Origin of the sequence: Planomonospora parontospora, assembly GCA_014647935.1 — a bacterium.
Lineage (GTDB): Bacteria > Actinomycetota > Actinomycetes > Streptosporangiales > Streptosporangiaceae > Planomonospora > Planomonospora parontospora.
Genome location: BMQD01000005.1, coordinates 40,498 through 56,336, shown reverse-complemented (window position 1 = coordinate 56,336; position 15,839 = coordinate 40,498). Strand labels below are relative to the sequence as shown.

Genomic DNA, 15,839 nt, shown 5'->3' with positions numbered 1-15,839 from the left:
CTCAGCAGTCGACGAGTTCGGGGGACTGGTTGAGGATCTGGGAACGGGCGGTGGTGAACTCGGCGTGGGCCGAAGTGGCGGACGGGTCGAAGACCGCGACCCGGTGGCAGTTCTGGAAGGCCAGCCGCACTCCGAAGTGGCGCTCCAGGGCGCCGCGCATGGCGTCGCTGGCCAGGCAGCGCAGGAGCTGGCCGCGGGCCTCCTCGCTGGGCGGGGGGACGGTGTTGTCGGTGAACTCGGCGCCGGTGCGCGCCCGCTCCCGGACCAGGCCGTCGATCAGGGACCAGGCGTAGGGCAGGGAGTCGCGGACGCAGGCGACGAACGCCGCGTCGTCCACCTCGCCGGCCTGGGCCTGGTCGAGAAGGTCCTTGGAAACGGTCAGCGACATGCTGCGTTCTCCTCTCGGAAAGGGGATCTTTCAGACACTAGATCGGGTCCGTCCGCCGCTCCACCTAGCGCTGGAGCGACACTCGTGTGGGCCCGAAGACGAAATCCGGGTCGACCTGGGCCGCGAGGTCCTCGCCCACGGCCCGGTTCGCCCAGGCCCGCGCGTTGCGCAGGTGGAACTCGACGGTCTGGCGGCCGAACCGCTCCCAGTCCTTCTCCTGGGAGTCGACGTGCTTGAGCAGCACGCCGAGGGCGTCGGCGTTGGCGGGCTCCAGGTCCTCCAGGGTGAACGGGCGGCCCTGCTCCATGGCCCGCACCGCGGCCGAGTGCTCCAGGCAGACGAGCAGGTCGTCGCCGATGTGCTCGCGCAGGAAGGCGACGTCGCCGGGGCCCTGGACCTTGTTGCCGACGACCGCGATGGGCACGTCGTAGTCGGCGGCGTACTCGCGGTACTGCCGGTAGACGCCGACGCCCTGGCGGGTCGGTTCGGCGACCAGGAAGGTCATGTCGAAACGGGTGAACAGACCGGAGGCGAAGGAGTCCGCCCCGGCGGTCATGTCCACCACGACGTGCTCGCCGTGGCCGTCGACGAGGTGGTTGAGGTAGAGCTCCACCGCGCCGACCTTGGAGTGGTAGCAGGCGACGCCGAGGTCCTCCTCGTTGAACGGGCCGGTGACCATCAGGCGCGGGCCCTCCGGCGTCACGGCCGAGAAACGGGCGTGGACCGGGTCGTCGGCCGGATCCAGGTTCAGCAGCCGGGAGCCGCGGCCGGGCGGGGTGGTCTTGACCATGGCGGCGGCCGAGGTGATGCGGGGGTTGTCGCCGCGCAGCCACTCCTTGATCTCGGCCAGGTGGGAGCCCATCGGGCGGGGCAACCCGTCCTCCTCCACGCCCAGCACCATGCCCAGGTGCTGGTTGATGTCGGCGTCGACGGCGACGACCGGGCCGCCCTGACGTGCCGTGTATCTCGCGAACAGCGCCGACAGAGTCGTCTTTCCGCTGCCGCCCTTGCCGACGAATGCCACCCTCACGACGACGATCCAATCTGATTATGAAAACCATTGCAACCTCTGCGCGTGGCCATCATGCCACGGCGAGTGAGGTGCGGGTGCGGGTTGGCGGAAAGAGGGGCGTGTCGTGACCCGGTCCGGGTGTGGGTCGGCGGAAAGGGGGACGTGCCGTGACCCGGTCCGGGGCACCCCGGGTGCAGACCATACGGGACCGTATGGAATCGTCTCGAGTGGCGACCCGGCAGGGCCCGCCGGGCCGGAGCCCTTCCGGGCGGCCGGATCCGGCCGCCCTGCCCTCCTACTCTCCGATCAGGAGCGACCATGCCGTACGCCGTCGAATGGCCGGAGCTCCGCACCCTCACCCGGGACGCGGACCACGTGGACGTCAAGACAGTCGAGGGGGACGTCACCCTCAGGGAGTTCCTGGCCGGGCTCATCTCCTACGAGCCGGGCTGGATGCGCTTCCTCTACCGCGTCCGGGCGGGGTTCGTGCGCCTGCTCGGCATGCGCCAGGGCGAGCTGCCCTCGGCCGCGGGCCTGCGCCCGCAGGACGTCCCGTTCACGCCCGGGGAGAAGCTGGCCTTCTTCACCGTCGCCGAGGCCGAGGAGGGGCGCTACTTCGTGGCGGGCACCACGGAGTCGCACCTGAGCGCGTGGATCGCGGTGGTGGCCGAGCCCGGCCGCTTCCACGTCGTGACGGTCGTGAAGTACCACCGCTGGACCGGGCCGGTCTACTTCAACGTCATCCGCCCCTTCCACCACCTGGTGGTCGCGGGCATGGCCAGGGCGGGAGTCGCGCCGAGGGCCGGGAGGGCGCGCTCGTAGCCGGGGCCGCCCGGGGAGCCGCCGGGACGGCGGCTGGAGGGCGGGCGCGTTTCCAGCGCCGGGGAGACGAATTGCTAATCCGATTGTTAAATTGAGGTGTGATCGAGGAAGCGAGCATGCCGGGGATCGGTGAAGGTCCCGCGAAGGTGATCAGTGTCTCCCTGCCGGAGGGCACCGTTCACGCGTTGCGTGAGATGGTGGGGAACCGGGGGGTGTCGGCACTGGTCGCGGCGGCGGTGGAGGAGCACTTGCGCAATCGTGCGACCGCCTCCTACCTGGACGAATACGAGCGGGAGCACGGGGCGTTCAGCGACGGCGAGAGGCGCACCGCCCTGGATGTCTGGTCGGCCGCCGAGCAGCGGGAGGCGGGATGGCGGGCCGCCGGATAGAGGGCGGAGGCACTCTCGTGCTCGACTCTCAAGGGTTGTCGCTGTACATGGAGCAGGATCGCGCGGTGATGAACCTGGTGCGTTCGGCCCTTGACCGCGGGGCCAACCGGGTGATCAGCGGAGCCACCCTGATCGAGGTGCAGCACGCGGGGATCAAGCGGTCACGGCTGAACTACGTGCTGTCGCAGCTCGTCATCGAACCACTCGGCGCCGAACGCCTCAGGGAGGCGGCTCAGCTGCTGATGGAGACGGGATTGCACGGGCACAAGTACGCGCTCGACGCCATGGTCGCGGTCACCGCCCGCAGTCAGCCCGGTCCTGTCGTGATGCTCACCTCCGATGTCGACGACATGTCCGTCCTGTGTGGTGAGCGCATCACCCTGGTGCCCGTCTGACGGCTCCTGCGGGGCGCCGCGCTTTCCGGCCGGAGGAGATCAAGGGCAGGTCTCGTCGAGGACGACGGTCTCCTGAGGTGTCGGTGTCGGTGTCGGCGTCGGTGTCGGTGTGGACGCCGGGGTCGTGCCGGAGGTCGGCGCCGGGCCGGATTCCGATGCCGTCGATGCCGTCGGGCTCGGTGGCGAGGCGGGAGCAGGGGTGGCCGGCCGGGCGGCCGGGCCGGACGCGGCGGTGGCGCCGGGGGGCAGCGCGGCGGCGACCTTGCGTCTGATCAGGGGGTAATCGGGCGCGACGGGGTCGATCGCGGGCGGGACGAACTGCAGGCTCCTGATCCGGGTCCCCTTCACTTTGTCGGCCAGGTCGACCAGGTGGGGCAGGAGCGGCCGGGGGATGTCGGTGGACACGGTGTCCAGCGCGGCGTCCGCGATCTCCTCGAAGCCGCCGATGACCGTCACCGGGTCGGCCTGCTTGGCCACGGCGTTCAGCAGGCACTTCTGCCGGCTCATCCGGACGTAGTCGCTGGTGTGGGTGCGGGACCGGCCGTACCAGAGCGCCTCCTCGCCGGACAGGACGCGGGTGCCGGGCCGGACGACGCCCTCGTTCCGCCTGCCGTACACGATGGGCGCGGGCACGGTGAGGCGGACGCCGCCCATCGCGTCGATCATCTTGGCGAAGCCCCGCATGTCGACCATCGCGTAGTAGGGCACGTCCAGACCGAGGACGTCACCGACCGTCCGCTTCAGCAGGGTGGGACCGCGCTCGCCGTCGGGGGTGCCGGGGACCGTCTCGGGGTGGTCCTCGGCGTACTGCCAGATCTCGTTCAGGATCCCCGGCGTGTGCGGCGGTTCGCCCGCGAAGCCGTGCGGGAACCGGTCGCGGGCCGGGCCGGCCGGCATGGGGACGTGCTCCAGGTTGCGGGGCAGGCCGAGCAGGACCGTGTCACCGGTGCGGGTGTCGACGCTCGCCACGGTCACGCTGTCGGTGCGCACGCCGTACCGGCCGGTGGCGGCGTCCGCGCCGACCAGCAGGACGTTGAGCCGCTCCCGGCCCTGCCACGGGTCGGCCGGCACGGGGGTGGGACCGGCCGCGAACAGCGTGGTCATCACGTGCTGGGAGACGTGGGCGAGCCGGGCGGCGTACACCGCGGGGAGCATCACCAGCACGCACAGCAGGCCCACAGCGAAGGCGGACAGGCGGCGGCCGGCACGGCCGAGGCCCTGCGGCCGGAGGAGCCGGTGGGACCGGATGACCACGGCCACGGTGACGGTCCCCAGCAGCAGCGCCACCGCCCCGAAGGCCTGCAGCCAGCCGGGCCGCACGGCCAGGGCCAGCAGGGAGGACTCGGCGGTGAGGAACGCGGTCGCGGCCGCGGTGATCACGGTCAGGGAGGAGACCATGAGCAGGACGCCCGTCCTGCGCCGCCCGGCCCGCAGGTGGGCCAGACCCCACAGCACCGCCGAGCCGAGCGTGAACGCCAGGCTCGATCCGATGCCGGGACGACGCCTGTGACCTGCCATCTTTTCACTATTCCCCGTGCGTCCCCGAGGCTGCCGCAGGTTAGTGCCTGATATCGGCTCATTAGCCCATGTATTAGGTCATGTCCCGATCAATCCGACTGGGAATGCCGCCCCCGCCGGGCTCACCAGTCCGCGGCGCCCGCGAACGACGTGGGCGCCGGACGGTAGCCGAGCACCTCGCGGGCGGCGGTGATGTCCAGCGTGCGCTCGACGGCCAGATGGCCGACGGCGTACCGGGTCAGGCGGGGCGGCCTCGTCCGCCCGAGCAGCCGGGCGGCCGTCTCGGCGACGGCGGCGACGGGCTCGGCGAGCCGGAGCGGCAGATAGTACGGCTCCGCGACGACGCCTCGCTCCCGCAGGATCGCGCGCAGCGCGTCGTCCAGGACGACCGGCTCGGCGTCGGTGACGTTGAGGACACCGCAGGTGCCGCGCCGTACGGCCTCGGCCGCGAGCAGGCAGGCCCGGGCCAGGTTCTCCACCGAGGTGAGGCTGACCCGCTGCCGCCCGTCGCCCACGGCGACCAGCCGCCGGCCCCGGACCGCGCCGAGCACGCGGGGGAGCAGGGTCGTGTCCCCGGGACCGTAGACGGCGTGCGGGCGCAGGACGATCGTCCGGCCCGGGGCCGCCTCCGCCGCGGCCCGCTCCGCGGCGGCCTTGGACGCGCCGTAGGCGTTGACGTACCGTGCGACCGGGGCCTCGTCCTCACGCGCCATCACGGTCGGCCGGAACGGGTCGTAGACGCTCGCCGTGCTCACGTGCACGAACCCGGCCCGGGGGAACGCCTCCGCCGCGCTCCGCGTCCCGGCCACGTTGGCCGCCCAGATCTCCGCCGGCGGCCCCCAGTCCGTGACGCCGCCCGCGCAGTGGACCACCGCGTCCACCTCCGGCAGCCCGGGCCGCGGGCCCCGCCCGCCGAGCAGGTCCCACGCCAGGTACGGCGCGCCGCCGACGTGGGCGGGCTGCACCGCGGGCCGCCGCCCGAAGGCGTGCACCTCCCAGCCCTCGGCGCGGGCCGCCCGGCACACCGCGCCGCCCGCGAACCCCGACGCGCCCGTCACCGCGATCCTCATCGCCGGACCCCGTCCCTCCCGGCCGCCGGCACCTGCCCCCCCGGGCCGTTCACCCGACCGCTTGTCCGACCGCTTGTCCGGCCGCTTGTCCGGCCGCTCGTCCGGCCGTCGACCGCGGCGCTCACCGGGCCACCAGGGCGCGGAGCGCGGCGCGGTCGAGCTTGTCGGCGCGGCCCGAGCGGGGGAAGGCGCCGAGGGCGACGATCCGGTCGGGGAGGGCGCCGGCGTCCACCAGGTCCGGCAGGGCCCCGCGCAGCCGCGCCTCGTCGTAGCCGGACGCGGGGACGACGGCGAGCACGACCTCCTCGTCACCGGTCTCCGGGTCGGCCAGGCCGACGATGGCGGCCTCGGCGACGCCGGGCAGCGCGGTGATCGCGGGCTCGTAGAGGCCGGGGTAGATGTTGAACCCGTCGCGCAGGATCATGTCCTTCTTCCGGCCGAGCAGGATCAGGCGGCCACCGGAGATCCGGACCAGGTCACCGGTGGCGACCTCGCGCAGCGGCTCCCCGCCCAGGTAGCGGCCGGCCAGGTGCGGCCCGGAGACCAGCAGCTCGCCGTCCTCGGCCAGGCGTGCCCCCACCCCCGGCAGGGGAGCCCCGAGCAGGTCGCCCTCGGCGCCCGACCCGGTGTGGGCGAGCTTCTCCTCCGCCGAGGCGATCGAGACGGGCAGGGCCTCGGTCATCGCGTAGACCGACAGCACCTCCGGACCGGCGGCGACCGCCCGGCGGAGCACCCCGGTCGGTGCGGGAGCGGAGCCGAGCAGCAGGTGGCGGAGCGTCTTCGGCAGCCGGGGCGTCTCGCGGAGCAGCCGGTCCAGGCGGACCGGGACGGCGAAGGCGTGGGTGGCCCTCCGCTCCGCCAGCTCCACCGCGAGGGGTCCCCTGCCCGGCAGTGACCAGGTGGCCCCGGCCATCAGCGCGGGCAGCCCCAGCATCAGCTGGTCGGTGTGCACGACGTCGCCCGGCCCGAGCGGGAAGGCGCCACGGAACAGCTCCAGCCCCGCCGCGAGCGACCCCCGCGTGTGCACGACCCCGCGCGGGCTGGCCGTGGTCCCCGAAGTGAAGATCACCGCGGCGGGCTGCTCCGCCCGGGACGGCCGCGGTCCGGGACTCCCGGGACCCTCCGGCGGCTCCGGCAGGCGGCTCAGCCGCAGCGCGCCGCGCGGCACCCCGGGCAGCCAGGGCCCGGCGTACAGGTGGCGGACCGGATGGCCGGGGAGGGGGTCGCGCAGGTCGGGCAGGAGCAGGCCGCGGCGGCGGGCCAGGGACCTGAGCGGCCCGCTCAGGGTGTGCAGCAGCGACTCGGTCACCACCCACCTGGGCCGGGTGGCGGCCATCCGGGCGGCCAGCACCCCGGGGGCCAGGCCCGGATCGGCCAGCACGAGCGTCCCGCCCGCCGCCACCGCGCCCAGCGCCGTCACCACCGCGTCCACGCCGGGCCGTACCGCGAACAGCACCCCGTCCCCCGGCTCCAGCCCGTCCATGGCGGCCCGGACCGTGTCCACCCGGCGGGCCAGCGCGCCGTAGGCGATCTCCCGGCCGCGGCCGTCGACGAGCGCGGTCCGGTACGGCTCCCGCCCGGCGGCGGCCATGATCCCGGTGACGATGTCGTTCATGCGGCGGCGGTCCAGGGGGTGGAAGGGATCCCGGAGGTGCCCGCGGGACGGAGGTTCGGGCGGTCCGGCGGGTTCGGGCGGTCCGGAGAGGCTGGGGCGTTCATGCAGCGGTGATCCACAGGTGCTCGTAGGTGGGGATGAGGACCCCTCTGGCGGCGCGCCGCCCGGTGACTCGGACGCCACGGGACAGCACCGTCGAGGCCACCGCGCGGATCTCGGCCAGGGCCAGCGGGTAGCCGATGCAGAAGTGCGGGCCCGCGCCGAACCAGAGGCGGCGCAGCTCGGGAGGGTGCGGGCGGGACGGGTCGAAGGGACCGTGGGCGCGGGCGCAGTTGTGGGTGACGATCAGCACCCGGTCGCCGGGCCGTACCGCGACCCCGCCGACCCGCGCGGGCTCGGAGACCGAGCGGAGCATCAGCGGGGTGGGGGTGGTGACCCGCATGGCCTCGTCGATCACCCGGTCCAGGCCGTCCAGACCGTTCACGGCCGCGCCGGTTCCGGGACCGGTCCCGGAACCGGCCGCGGGAGCGATGTCGGCTCCGGTCCCGGAACCGGGGCGCGCACCGGCCCGGAGGGCGGGGCCGAGGTCGACGCCGTGGTCGGAGACCAGCGCGACCAGGCGGGGCACGAAGGTGGCGACGGTCTCGGTCCCGGTCAGGAAGAACGCCCCGGCCGCGCCCCGCGCCTCGGCCGCGGACAGTCCCGACTCCCGCATCCGGCCCATCACCGTGGACGGGTCCCCCGCCTCGTAGGCGATCTGGGCGATGTCCCCGATCCGGTCCAGGACCTGCCGGGCGACCGCGACCTGCCGGTCCGACAGCCGCCGGGAGCGCAGCGAGACCATCGAGACGACCCGCTCCCCCTCGGCGAACAGCTCCCTGGCCCGCGCCTCGGCGACCGCGGCCGAGCCGGGACGTGAGCCGGGGTCCGAACCGGGGCGTGCTCCGGGCTCTGCGCCGAGGCTTGAGCCGGGGTCCGCTCCGGGCTCCGAGCCGGGACGTGAGCCGGAACCCGGGCCGAGGTCCAGGCCGATGATCCGGCAGATGACGGCTCCGGCCATCACCCGCATGGCGTCCACCAGGTCGACGGTCTCGCCGCGCGCAAGGCGCGCGTCCAGCGCCGCGAGCGGCTCGCGCAGCACGTCGTCCACCAGGCCCGCGACGTAGGCCGGGGTGAACAGCGGCATCAGCTTCCTGCGCAGCGCCAGGTGGTCCGGGCCCTCCATGTTGAGCAGCACGGACGGCCCGAGCACCGGCGTCCACAGGTCCCCCGGCGAGCCGGGGCCGTCCTTGCGGAAGCGCTCGTCGGTCAGCACGGCCCGCGCCACGGAGGCGTCGTTGACCACCACGCCCAGCCCCGGCACCCGGACCACCGGCCCGAGACGGGCCAGCAGGCGCATCAGCGGGTAGGCGAACGGGTGGGCGGCCAGGTAGAGGCGCGTCTCGTGGTCCATCAGCCGGTCCGTCAGCCGGTTCACGCTCCGGTCCGTCAGCCGGTTCACGGTCCGGATCACCGGATGTCGACCACGTCGGGCCGGTAGCGGTGGTCGGCGTACCAGGCCAGCGTGCCGGCCAGGCCGTACGCCCGCAGCCGCCGGACCGAGCCGTACACCACGACGTCGCGGCGGGAGCCGTATGCGGCGGTGACCTTGCGGACCCGGTTGACCAGGGCCCGGTCCTCGTGGACCTCCTCGATCGCGGTCCGCGGGAAGCCGCCCGCGCGCTCGTAGAGATCGGCGGTGATCGCGAGGTTGCAGCCGGGCATCATCACGTACGGCCCCTTGTGCAGCGGGTCCCGGTTGCCCGGCCGGAACCGGCCGAACGCCGCCGCCACGTCGATCACGAACGGGATGAGCCGCCGCTCCCAGAACCTCAGCGGGAACTCGTCGGTCCGGGGCACGAGCCGCCCGCCGACCATCTCCAGGCCGTCGCCGAACGCGCGGCGGATGCTCCGCACCCAGTCGGCGCGGGGCAGGCAGTCGGCGTCGGTGCGGGCGACGTGGGTCGCCCCGTGCGCGACGGCGTACCGCACGCCGGTGTCGGAGGCCGCGCCGGTGCCCTTCCGGGGTTCGTGGATCACCTGGACGCCGTGCCGCCGGACGACCTCGGCGGTGCCGTCGCTGCTCGCGTTGTCCACCACGAGCAGCGTGAAGCCGCGGTCGTCCTGCGCCGCCAGCGCGCGCAGCGTCGCCTCGATGCCGGCGGCCTCGTTGTACGCCGGGACGATCACCCACAGGTCCATCACATCTCCGCCAGCATCACGCCCATGCTGATCCCGCCGCCCAGGCCCAGCAGCGCCACCCGGTCGCCGGGCTCCCAGGAGCCCAGCGCGAGCTGGAGCGGGAGCGTGGCCGAGGCGCAGTTGCCGTGGTCGGGCAGGCTGACGACCAGCCGGTCCTCGGGGATGTCCAGCACCTCGGCCAGGAAGCGCAGGTACGGCATCGCGACCTGGTGGACCGCCACGACGGCGAAGTCGTCCCAGGTCAGGCCGGTCCGCTTGAGCGCGTTGAGGAAGATGTCGGGACCGATGCGCTCGAAGGCCTCCTTCAGCCGCCGCCCGTCGCCCTGAAAGTAGGAGTACTCGGGGTCGCGGGGGTGGACCGAGCCGCCGCCGGGCAGGGTGCCGACCGCCCACGCGGCGGAGTCGGCGGAGAAGTCGCGGTGGAAGATGCCGCGCTCGGGGTCCGCCTCGACGAGCACGGCCGCCCCGCTGTCGGAGAGCGTGTACCCGGCGAAGGAGTCCACGAACTGCGCCCGGTCCCGGACCCGCCAGCGGATCGCCCGCGACGGGGTCTCGCCGGAGCAGACCAGGACCTTGCGGTGCGCCCCGGACAGGATCAGCGCCTCGGCCACCTGGATGCCGTTGAGCATGCTGTTGCAGGCGTTCTTGACGTCGAACACCGGGCACGACAGGCCCAGCTTGGCCGCCACGATGTGCGCGGTGGCGGGCTCGACCATGTCCTGCGAGGCGGAAGCGAAGATCATCAAATCGGCGTCGGCGTAGGCGGCAGGATCCCTCCCGGCGGCCCCGGCGGCCCCGGCTGCTCCGGCCGACCGGAAGGACCCGCTCACCCCGGCTCCGGCGGATCCGGCGGATCGGAAGAACCCTCCCGCTCCGGCTCCCGCTGCTCCGGCGGGCTGGAAGGACCCGCCCGCTCCGGGCGGGGCGAGCCCGCGTACGGCCTCCACCGCCAGGTCGGACGCCTGCTGGTCCTCGCGGGCCACGTGCCGCAGCCGGATCCCCGTCATGCGCTCGACGATCCCCCGGTGGGGGGCGTATCCCTCGATCCGGCGCTCCACGTCCGAGCTGCTCAGCGTCCGTTCGGGCAGATACGTCGCGACGCCCGTGATACGGGCCTTCATCGCGCCCCCTAATCGGTCAGGTCTCCCGGTGCCTGCGCAATGTATAACCCGAAATGGCATTTCTCCTAGTCAGGGGGAGTGACGGAGCCAGGCGTGAGGAAGGTCTCATGGCCGGGGAGGAGGGGAACCGGCCTGCGGCTGAAGCTTCTTTGACCCGGCAATGCGGCGTCGCCGGTCCGCTGGTCTTCGCCGGCCTGGTGGAGAGCGGCAGGCCCGGGGACACCGCGCTGGCCTTCTCCATCGGTGCGGTCCTGATGGTCGCGGCCGGGCTGGTGGAGGCGTTCTTCGGGGTCAAGGCGGAGCGCAAGGGCTTGGAGGACATCGCCGAGCCGCTCAGCGCGGCTCGGCGGCCGGGAGGTTGATACGATACTGATTATCATTTGAGCAGCTGTTCAGGAGACCGCCCATGGAAGCCGTCGCCGGACTGGACGCGTGCACGACAGTGGAGCCGGACGAGGCCAGGGTCGCGGCGACCCGGGACCGGCTGGTCACTGCGGAGGAGGCCGTACGGCTGGCCGAGCTGTTCCGGTTGCTCGGCGACCCGACCAGGGCGCAGCTCCTCTACGCGCTGCTGGAGGCCGGCGAACTGTGCGTCTGCGACCTCACCGAGACCGTCGAGGTCAGCGACACGGCCGTCTCCCACGCCCTGCGGCTGCTGCGCACCGCGGGCATCGTGGTCGGCCGCCGATCCGGCCGGATGATCTACTACCGCCTCGCCGACGCCCACGTGCGCATGCTCCTCGACCTCAGCCGCGAGCACCTGCGCCACGGCTGACCCCGCCCCAGGACCCTCCTGGCCCGCGAGCTCCCGCCGCTTCCGCGGAAGCGGCGAGCCCGCCCACCGGAAGCCGGGGAAACCGGCGGACGGGGAGCGGGGGGCGGCCGAGCCCGTCAGGCGCTCGCGCAGGAGTCGTGGGTGGCGTCGAAGCCCTTGATGCCGTCGACGCCGTCCGGACGCAGCTCCCTGACCCCCCGCCAGTCGTCGCCGATCACCAGGACCAGCCTGCCCGTCGTCCCGGCGGGGACGAGCCGCCCGGCGGAGACCAGCAGGTCGCGGCTGAGGACCGGCGCCTTCGTCGCACTCCGCGGCGAGTAGACGACCGTGGTCCGGGGGCGCGGCTTGCGTGCCGTGTCCCCGATCCGGGAGACGTGGTAACCCCGCTCCTCCAGCCGGGCCGCGACCAGCGTGCCCAGACCGGAGCGCCAGGTCCCGTTGCGCACCTCGACGTCGATCTGCTCACGCGGCACCCTGGTCTGCCCTCCCCTGACCCCCGATCCGGTGAGCGGCCGGTCGTGCGCGACGATACGGAACAGCTTCGTGCTCAGCGGCTCGACCCACTCCACCTTCCCCGGGTGGACGAGCGAGTAGCGCCACGGCGTCGTGACGAAGCGGATCCGCCCCGCGGCCAGGCCCCTGGCGCTGAGCGCGAGGTCCTTCATCACGGCGGGGGTGAGGCCGGGGTCGGTGGTGACCGACCGGGTGGCCGCGTCGAGGAAACCGAAGAGCCGGGCGGGGTCGGTGAGCGTCTCGCCGCTCATCACCTTCTTCAGCATCGAGGCGATGAACATCTGCTGCCGCTGGATGCGCCCGATGTCCGAGCCGTCGCCCAGGCTGTAGCGGGCGCGGACGTAGCCGAGAGCCTGCTCGCCCCGGAGCGTCTGCCGTCCGGCGTCGAGGGTGAGCAGTGCCTTGGTGTCGTTGACCGGCTCGGGCACGCAGACCTCGACCCCGCCGACCGCGTCGACCATGTCCTTGAACCCGGTGAAGTCGACCTTCACGAAGTGGTCGATGCGGATGCCGGTGAGCGTCTCAACCGTCTTCCAGGTGCAGGCGATGCCGCCGTAGTTGAACGACTCGTTGATCATCCCCACGTGGGGGTGCTGGCCGGGCAGCCCGTGCCGGGCCCGGCAGGCGGGGAGCGGGACCATCGAGTCGCGCGGGAAGCTGACGACGACCGCGTTGTCCCGGTTCGGCGAGATGTGCGCGAGCATGATCGTGTCGGTCCGCTCCCCGGGGAACCGCCCGTACTTCGCGTTCCTGCCGTCACGCTGGTCGGAGCCGACGATCAGGACGTTCACCGCCTTGGTCGCGGCCTTCACCGGGCGCGGCCCGAGGTCCTCCGTGCCGACCTCGACGTGCCGGACGTTCCCGGACAGCCTCACGTACGCGCCGACCACCGTCGCGCTCACCCCGACCGTGACGGTCGTCACCGACGCCACCAGCCACCACACCCACCGGCGCCGCCGCCGGGGCTTCACCGGGTCCGCGGGCCTCGGAGGCGCGTCGGTCGATCCACTGCTCACCAGTTGTCTCCAGCGTGGAGGAACCGGCCTGCGGGCCGGATTCCTGACGTGACTCCGGAAGGGGACGGACCGGGGGTGTACGCCCCCGGCAGGGGAGCCGTGCTCCGGCTGCCGCCGAGTCTACTGAGCGCTCCGCGGAGTTCCGGGAAACTCCGGTGCGCCTCGCTGACGTGGCGTGATGGCGGAACGCGGCTCCTGTTACGATCCGCCGATGGTTATCCGAGATGGTGGCCCCGATGACGTTCGGGCCGTTCTGGGGATGTTCGACAGCGCGGTGGCGTGGCTGACGGCGCAGGGCCGTACCGGTCAGTGGGGCAGCGAGCCGTTCTCCACCGATCCCGCCCGCGTGGCACGGGTGGAGGAGTGGGCGGCGGCCGGCGGGATGCGCATCGCCGAGGCCGACGGCGAGCCGGCCGGCTGCCTCGTCGTCGGACCGGCGATGCCCTACGTCACGCCCGCCCCCGAACCCGAGGTCTACGTCCGGGTCCTGGTCGTCGACCGGCGCTTCCCCGGCCGGGGGATCGGCGCGGCGCTGCTGGAGCGGGCCCGTGCCGAGGCGGACGAGCAGGGGATCTCGCTGGTCCGGGTGGACTGCTACGCCGGTGACGACGGTCGCCTGGTGAAGTACTACGAGAGCCAGGGCTTCACCAGGACGGAGCCGTTCACCGTGGGCGAGTGGCCGGGCCAGCTCCTGGAGATGCGGCTCTGACGGCCGCCCCGTCCCCGGAGCGGCCCGGACGGGCGGCGGGCCCGCCGTACCGCTCCGGCCGGCCGGTCCGGTACGGCCGTCAGCCGTCGGCCTTCATCGGGTAGATGCGCACCCAGTCGACCTCCATCCAGGCCTCTCCGTTGCTGCCCTCGCCGGGGAACCAGTCGAGCTGCAGGCAGAGGGACATCGGGCTGCGGGTGGAGTGGGACGAGCGGAACCACTCGCGCCCGTCGAGGTAGCCGACGACCCCGGCGGGGCTGTTCTCCACGGCGTAGGTGTGCCAGGTGGTCATGTCCACGTCGGCGTAGCCCAGCTCGTGCCCGCCCTTGGGGGTCTCCAGGAAGAAGTCCGCCCGCTGCCGGTGGGGGTCGTTGTAGACCCCCATGAAATCGATCTCCTCGCGGGTGGCGCTGTACTCGCCGCCGCCCCCGCCGTTCGGCCAGAGCAGGGCCATCGGCCGGTAGGCGCCCGCGCCCCGGTACAGGCGGATTCGGGTCTCCCACCGACCGTACGACTGGGCGTGGCGGGCGCCGAGGCCCGCCGTGGTCCCGTCGGCCAGGCCGTGCAGGTAGAGCGCGCCGTTGCCCAGGTAGAGCTCCTTGGAGGTGCGGCGGCCCTTGCCCGCGTGCCCGGGGGTGTCGTAGAAGACCCAGTCGGACGAGTCCAGGTACTCGTCCTCGAACTCGGCGCACCAGACCGGCGCCCCCCAGCCGCGCGCCTTGGCGGCGCTGGAACCGTCGGGGGCGGCGGGGCAGGCGGACGAGGCCTCGGCGGGCGCGGCGCCGAACGCGGTGCCCAGGGCCAGCATCGTCACCATGCTGAGAACGGCTGTCCGGGCGCGGGAACGGAGGATCATGGATTGCTCTCCTGGAATCTGGCGCAGAGCGTGGGTGGGCTGAAGGCCCAGCAACCAACCTGAGCGGGGGCCGAACGGCCCTTGGCAGACGGGTCTGCCGTCGAGGCCGCGGGGAGTGCGAAGACCCACCGAGGCGTCGCCGACGTCTGCTGCCCATCATGCTCCGCCGCAGGTGAGCTGTCAGGAGAATCGGTGGTACGGCCGTGCCAGGGAGCGAGATTCCAGCAGGTGGCGGCGGTGCCGGAGGGCGGGCAGAGCTCCTGGAACGACGGCAGGGGAAGCGGTACGACGTCCGGTGCGGCCGGGGGGCCGGACGGCTGCGGCAGCGGGGAGCGGACCGGGAGCGGCTCCTCCGACGAGACCTCGGCGGCCTCCGGAGCGGGCGGGACGGTTCTCCGCGAAGGGGCCGGGGCCGGCGCGGGCCGCCGGGTGGCGGCGGGCCTCGGGGCGGCCGTCCGTGGTCTCTCCGAGGAGCCGGGGGGCGGAGCGGGCCGCCGTGTGCCGGACGGGTCGGGTGAGGGCTTGGCGATGGTCGCGTCCAGTACGGGCTCCTGCGTCCCCTTCTGCGGTTTCTTGGCCGGCTGCTCGCCGGGGTTCTTCTGCTGGCCTTCGTCCGGTTGCTTGCCCGGGTCTTTGGCCGGCTGCTTGCTCGGCTGCCCGTCGGGATTCTGCTGCGCGCCGCCCGGCCGCTCGTCCGGCTTCTCGGGGGCGTCGCCGGGGGGTGCGGTGCGCTGCGGGCTCGGCGTGCCGGCGGGACCGGAGGGTTTCGCCGGGGGTGGAGTGTCGTCCGCCGGCCTCCGGACCGGATTCCGGGAGGGCTCGGCCCTCCGCTGCTCCAGGTTCTCCGGCACCGCCGTCCTGCCTCGGTCGGCGCCGGGAGCGCGCTTCGCGGCCGAGGGCGCGTCGGCGGTGGGGGCGGGCGCCGGATCATCCTCGTCCGGAGCGGGATCGTCCTCGGCCTCCCGCTCGGACGGCGGCACGCTCTCGCGCTCCGGAGCCCGCTCCCGATCGGGCTGCGAGGCCTGCTCGGGCCGTTCCCCCGGAGCGGGACCGTCCTCTTCCGGAACGGATTCCCCTTCCGGAGCGGGTCCGTCCTCTTCGGGAACGGGTCCGTCCTCGGACTCCGGAGCCGCCGGAGGCTCGGGGTCCACCGGGATCGGCTGCGGGTCGTCCTGGGCGGTCGGCGCCGGCCCGGGGGCCGCCGCGGCGACCCAGGGCTGGGCGGTGAGGGCGCCGGCCGCCGCGGACACTCCCGCGAGGAGGAGTCCGGAGACGAGGGTGAGGCGCCGGGAGGAGCTACGTGGGGGCATGAGGGCTCTTCCTCGATCTGTCACGGTATATGAGTCGGACCGGTCACGGGGCCGGGCCGGTTACGAGATGGGACCGGTGGAGGCGGGAC

The 15,839-nt window shown here is 73.6% G+C and carries 17 protein-coding genes; 6 read left to right on the top strand and 11 right to left on the bottom strand.

The window, feature by feature from the left end; all coding sequences use genetic code 11:
• Window position 1: 1 nt before the first annotated feature.
• Together IEZ07_RS09475 and IEZ07_RS09470 are read right to left on the bottom strand one after the other, a co-directional pair.
• Complete coding sequence (locus IEZ07_RS09475) at window positions 2-388, bottom strand: SCO5389 family protein (protein ID WP_191894404.1); 387 nt, start codon at window positions 386-388, stop codon at window positions 2-4.
• Window positions 389-452: 64 nt separating this feature from the next.
• Window positions 453-1,418 (bottom strand): ATP-binding protein, encoded by a 966-nt coding sequence (locus IEZ07_RS09470; protein WP_191894403.1) that lies wholly within the window; start codon window positions 1,416-1,418, stop codon window positions 453-455.
• Window positions 1,419-1,718: 300 nt separating this feature from the next.
• Between IEZ07_RS09470 and IEZ07_RS09465 the strand changes: the two genes are divergently transcribed.
• From IEZ07_RS09465 to IEZ07_RS09455, 3 genes are all read left to right on the top strand, one after another.
• Window positions 1,719-2,222 carry a DUF2867 domain-containing protein gene (locus IEZ07_RS09465; RefSeq protein ID WP_191894402.1) on the top strand — a complete coding sequence of 168 codons (504 nt, stop codon included), beginning with the start codon at window positions 1,719-1,721 and terminating at the stop codon, window positions 2,220-2,222.
• 98 nt (window positions 2,223-2,320) lie between these two features.
• The gene (locus IEZ07_RS09460) at window positions 2,321-2,611 is read left to right on the top strand and encodes a hypothetical protein (RefSeq protein ID WP_239319949.1); all 291 of its coding nucleotides are present in this window, start codon (window positions 2,321-2,323) and stop codon (window positions 2,609-2,611) included.
• Between the two features lie 17 nt (window positions 2,612-2,628).
• Window positions 2,629-3,006, top strand: a complete 378-nt coding sequence (locus IEZ07_RS09455; RefSeq protein WP_239319950.1) for a type II toxin-antitoxin system VapC family toxin — start codon at window positions 2,629-2,631, stop codon at window positions 3,004-3,006.
• Between the two features lie 39 nt (window positions 3,007-3,045).
• On the opposite strand, the gene IEZ07_RS09450 is transcribed toward IEZ07_RS09455, so the two are convergent.
• The 6 genes from IEZ07_RS09450 to IEZ07_RS09415 all read right to left on the bottom strand — a co-directional run bounded on the left by IEZ07_RS09450 (window position 3,046) and on the right by IEZ07_RS09415 (window position 10,571).
• Window positions 3,046-4,524: an LCP family protein gene (locus tag IEZ07_RS09450; RefSeq protein WP_239319951.1), complete on the bottom strand. Its 1,479-nt coding sequence runs from the start codon at window positions 4,522-4,524 to the stop codon at window positions 3,046-3,048.
• Window positions 4,525-4,646: 122 nt separating this feature from the next.
• Window positions 4,647-5,594: an NAD-dependent epimerase/dehydratase family protein gene (locus tag IEZ07_RS09445; protein ID WP_191894400.1), complete on the bottom strand. Its 948-nt coding sequence runs from the start codon at window positions 5,592-5,594 to the stop codon at window positions 4,647-4,649.
• Window positions 5,595-5,715: 121 nt separating this feature from the next.
• Window positions 5,716-7,209, bottom strand: a complete 1,494-nt coding sequence (locus tag IEZ07_RS09440) for a class I adenylate-forming enzyme family protein (protein ID WP_191894399.1) — start codon at window positions 7,207-7,209, stop codon at window positions 5,716-5,718.
• A 100-nt stretch (window positions 7,210-7,309) separates the two neighbouring features.
• A complete protein-coding gene (locus IEZ07_RS35545) occupies window positions 7,310-8,662 on the bottom strand; it encodes a cytochrome P450 (RefSeq protein ID WP_239319964.1) in 1,353 nt (450 codons plus the stop codon).
• A gap of 56 nt (window positions 8,663-8,718) precedes the next feature.
• Window positions 8,719-9,450, bottom strand: coding sequence for a glycosyltransferase family 2 protein (locus IEZ07_RS09420; RefSeq protein ID WP_191894398.1), 732 nt, complete (start codon window positions 9,448-9,450; stop codon window positions 8,719-8,721).
• Window positions 9,450-10,571, bottom strand: coding sequence for a 3-oxoacyl-ACP synthase III family protein (locus IEZ07_RS09415; protein ID WP_191894397.1), 1,122 nt, complete (start codon window positions 10,569-10,571; stop codon window positions 9,450-9,452). Before IEZ07_RS09415 ends, IEZ07_RS09420 begins: the two co-directional genes overlap by 1 nt.
• Before the next feature lie 149 nt (window positions 10,572-10,720).
• Here IEZ07_RS09415 and IEZ07_RS09410 point away from each other — a divergent pair, with 149 nt between their 5' ends.
• A complete protein-coding gene (locus tag IEZ07_RS09410) occupies window positions 10,721-10,933 on the top strand; it encodes a hypothetical protein (RefSeq protein ID WP_204054370.1) in 213 nt (70 codons plus the stop codon).
• A gap of 44 nt (window positions 10,934-10,977) precedes the next feature.
• Window positions 10,978-11,346: an ArsR/SmtB family transcription factor gene (locus IEZ07_RS09405; protein ID WP_068900451.1), complete on the top strand. Its 369-nt coding sequence runs from the start codon at window positions 10,978-10,980 to the stop codon at window positions 11,344-11,346.
• A gap of 116 nt (window positions 11,347-11,462) precedes the next feature.
• Here IEZ07_RS09405 and IEZ07_RS09400 read toward each other — a convergent pair whose 3' ends face one another.
• On the bottom strand, window positions 11,463-12,875 hold the full coding sequence (locus IEZ07_RS09400; RefSeq protein ID WP_191894396.1) for an LCP family protein: 1,413 nt from the start codon (window positions 12,873-12,875) through the stop codon (window positions 11,463-11,465).
• A 259-nt stretch (window positions 12,876-13,134) separates the two neighbouring features.
• Between IEZ07_RS09400 and IEZ07_RS09395 the strand changes: the two genes are divergently transcribed.
• Window positions 13,135-13,584, top strand: a complete 450-nt coding sequence (locus IEZ07_RS09395; RefSeq protein WP_307729011.1) for a GNAT family N-acetyltransferase — start codon at window positions 13,135-13,137, stop codon at window positions 13,582-13,584.
• Between the two features lie 79 nt (window positions 13,585-13,663).
• Here IEZ07_RS09395 and IEZ07_RS09390 read toward each other — a convergent pair whose 3' ends face one another.
• Together IEZ07_RS09390 and IEZ07_RS09385 are read right to left on the bottom strand one after the other, a co-directional pair.
• A complete protein-coding gene (locus IEZ07_RS09390) occupies window positions 13,664-14,440 on the bottom strand; it encodes a glycoside hydrolase family 16 protein (protein ID WP_191894394.1) in 777 nt (258 codons plus the stop codon).
• Window positions 14,437-15,750 carry a hypothetical protein gene (locus tag IEZ07_RS09385; RefSeq protein ID WP_191894393.1) on the bottom strand — a complete coding sequence of 438 codons (1,314 nt, stop codon included), beginning with the start codon at window positions 15,748-15,750 and terminating at the stop codon, window positions 14,437-14,439. Before IEZ07_RS09385 ends, IEZ07_RS09390 begins: the two co-directional genes overlap by 4 nt.
• Window positions 15,751-15,839: the final 89 nt, after the last annotated feature.

Bases quoted from the DNA above. Each gene is read 5' to 3' on its own strand.
- IEZ07_RS09475 (WP_191894404.1), bottom strand. From the start codon at position 388: ATGTCGCTGACCGTTTCCAAGGACCTTCTCGACCAGGCCCAGGCCGGC.
- IEZ07_RS09465 (WP_191894402.1), top strand. From the start codon at position 1,719: ATGCCGTACGCCGTCGAATGGCCGGAGCTCCGCACCCTCACCCGGGAC.
- IEZ07_RS09450 (WP_239319951.1), bottom strand. From the start codon at position 4,524: ATGGCAGGTCACAGGCGTCGTCCCGGCATCGGATCGAGCCTGGCGTTC.
- IEZ07_RS09445 (WP_191894400.1), bottom strand. From the start codon at position 5,594: ATGAGGATCGCGGTGACGGGCGCGTCGGGGTTCGCGGGCGGCGCGGTG.
- IEZ07_RS09440 (WP_191894399.1), bottom strand. From the start codon at position 7,209: ATGAACGACATCGTCACCGGGATCATGGCCGCCGCCGGGCGGGAGCCG.
- IEZ07_RS35545 (WP_239319964.1), bottom strand. From the start codon at position 8,662: ATGGACCACGAGACGCGCCTCTACCTGGCCGCCCACCCGTTCGCCTAC.
- IEZ07_RS09420 (WP_191894398.1), bottom strand. From the start codon at position 9,450: ATGGACCTGTGGGTGATCGTCCCGGCGTACAACGAGGCCGCCGGCATC.
- IEZ07_RS09415 (WP_191894397.1), bottom strand. From the start codon at position 10,571: ATGAAGGCCCGTATCACGGGCGTCGCGACGTATCTGCCCGAACGGACG.
- IEZ07_RS09405 (WP_068900451.1), top strand. From the start codon at position 10,978: ATGGAAGCCGTCGCCGGACTGGACGCGTGCACGACAGTGGAGCCGGAC.
- IEZ07_RS09395 (WP_307729011.1), top strand. From the start codon at position 13,135: ATGTTCGACAGCGCGGTGGCGTGGCTGACGGCGCAGGGCCGTACCGGT.
- IEZ07_RS09390 (WP_191894394.1), bottom strand. From the start codon at position 14,440: ATGATCCTCCGTTCCCGCGCCCGGACAGCCGTTCTCAGCATGGTGACG.
- IEZ07_RS09385 (WP_191894393.1), bottom strand. From the start codon at position 15,750: ATGCCCCCACGTAGCTCCTCCCGGCGCCTCACCCTCGTCTCCGGACTC.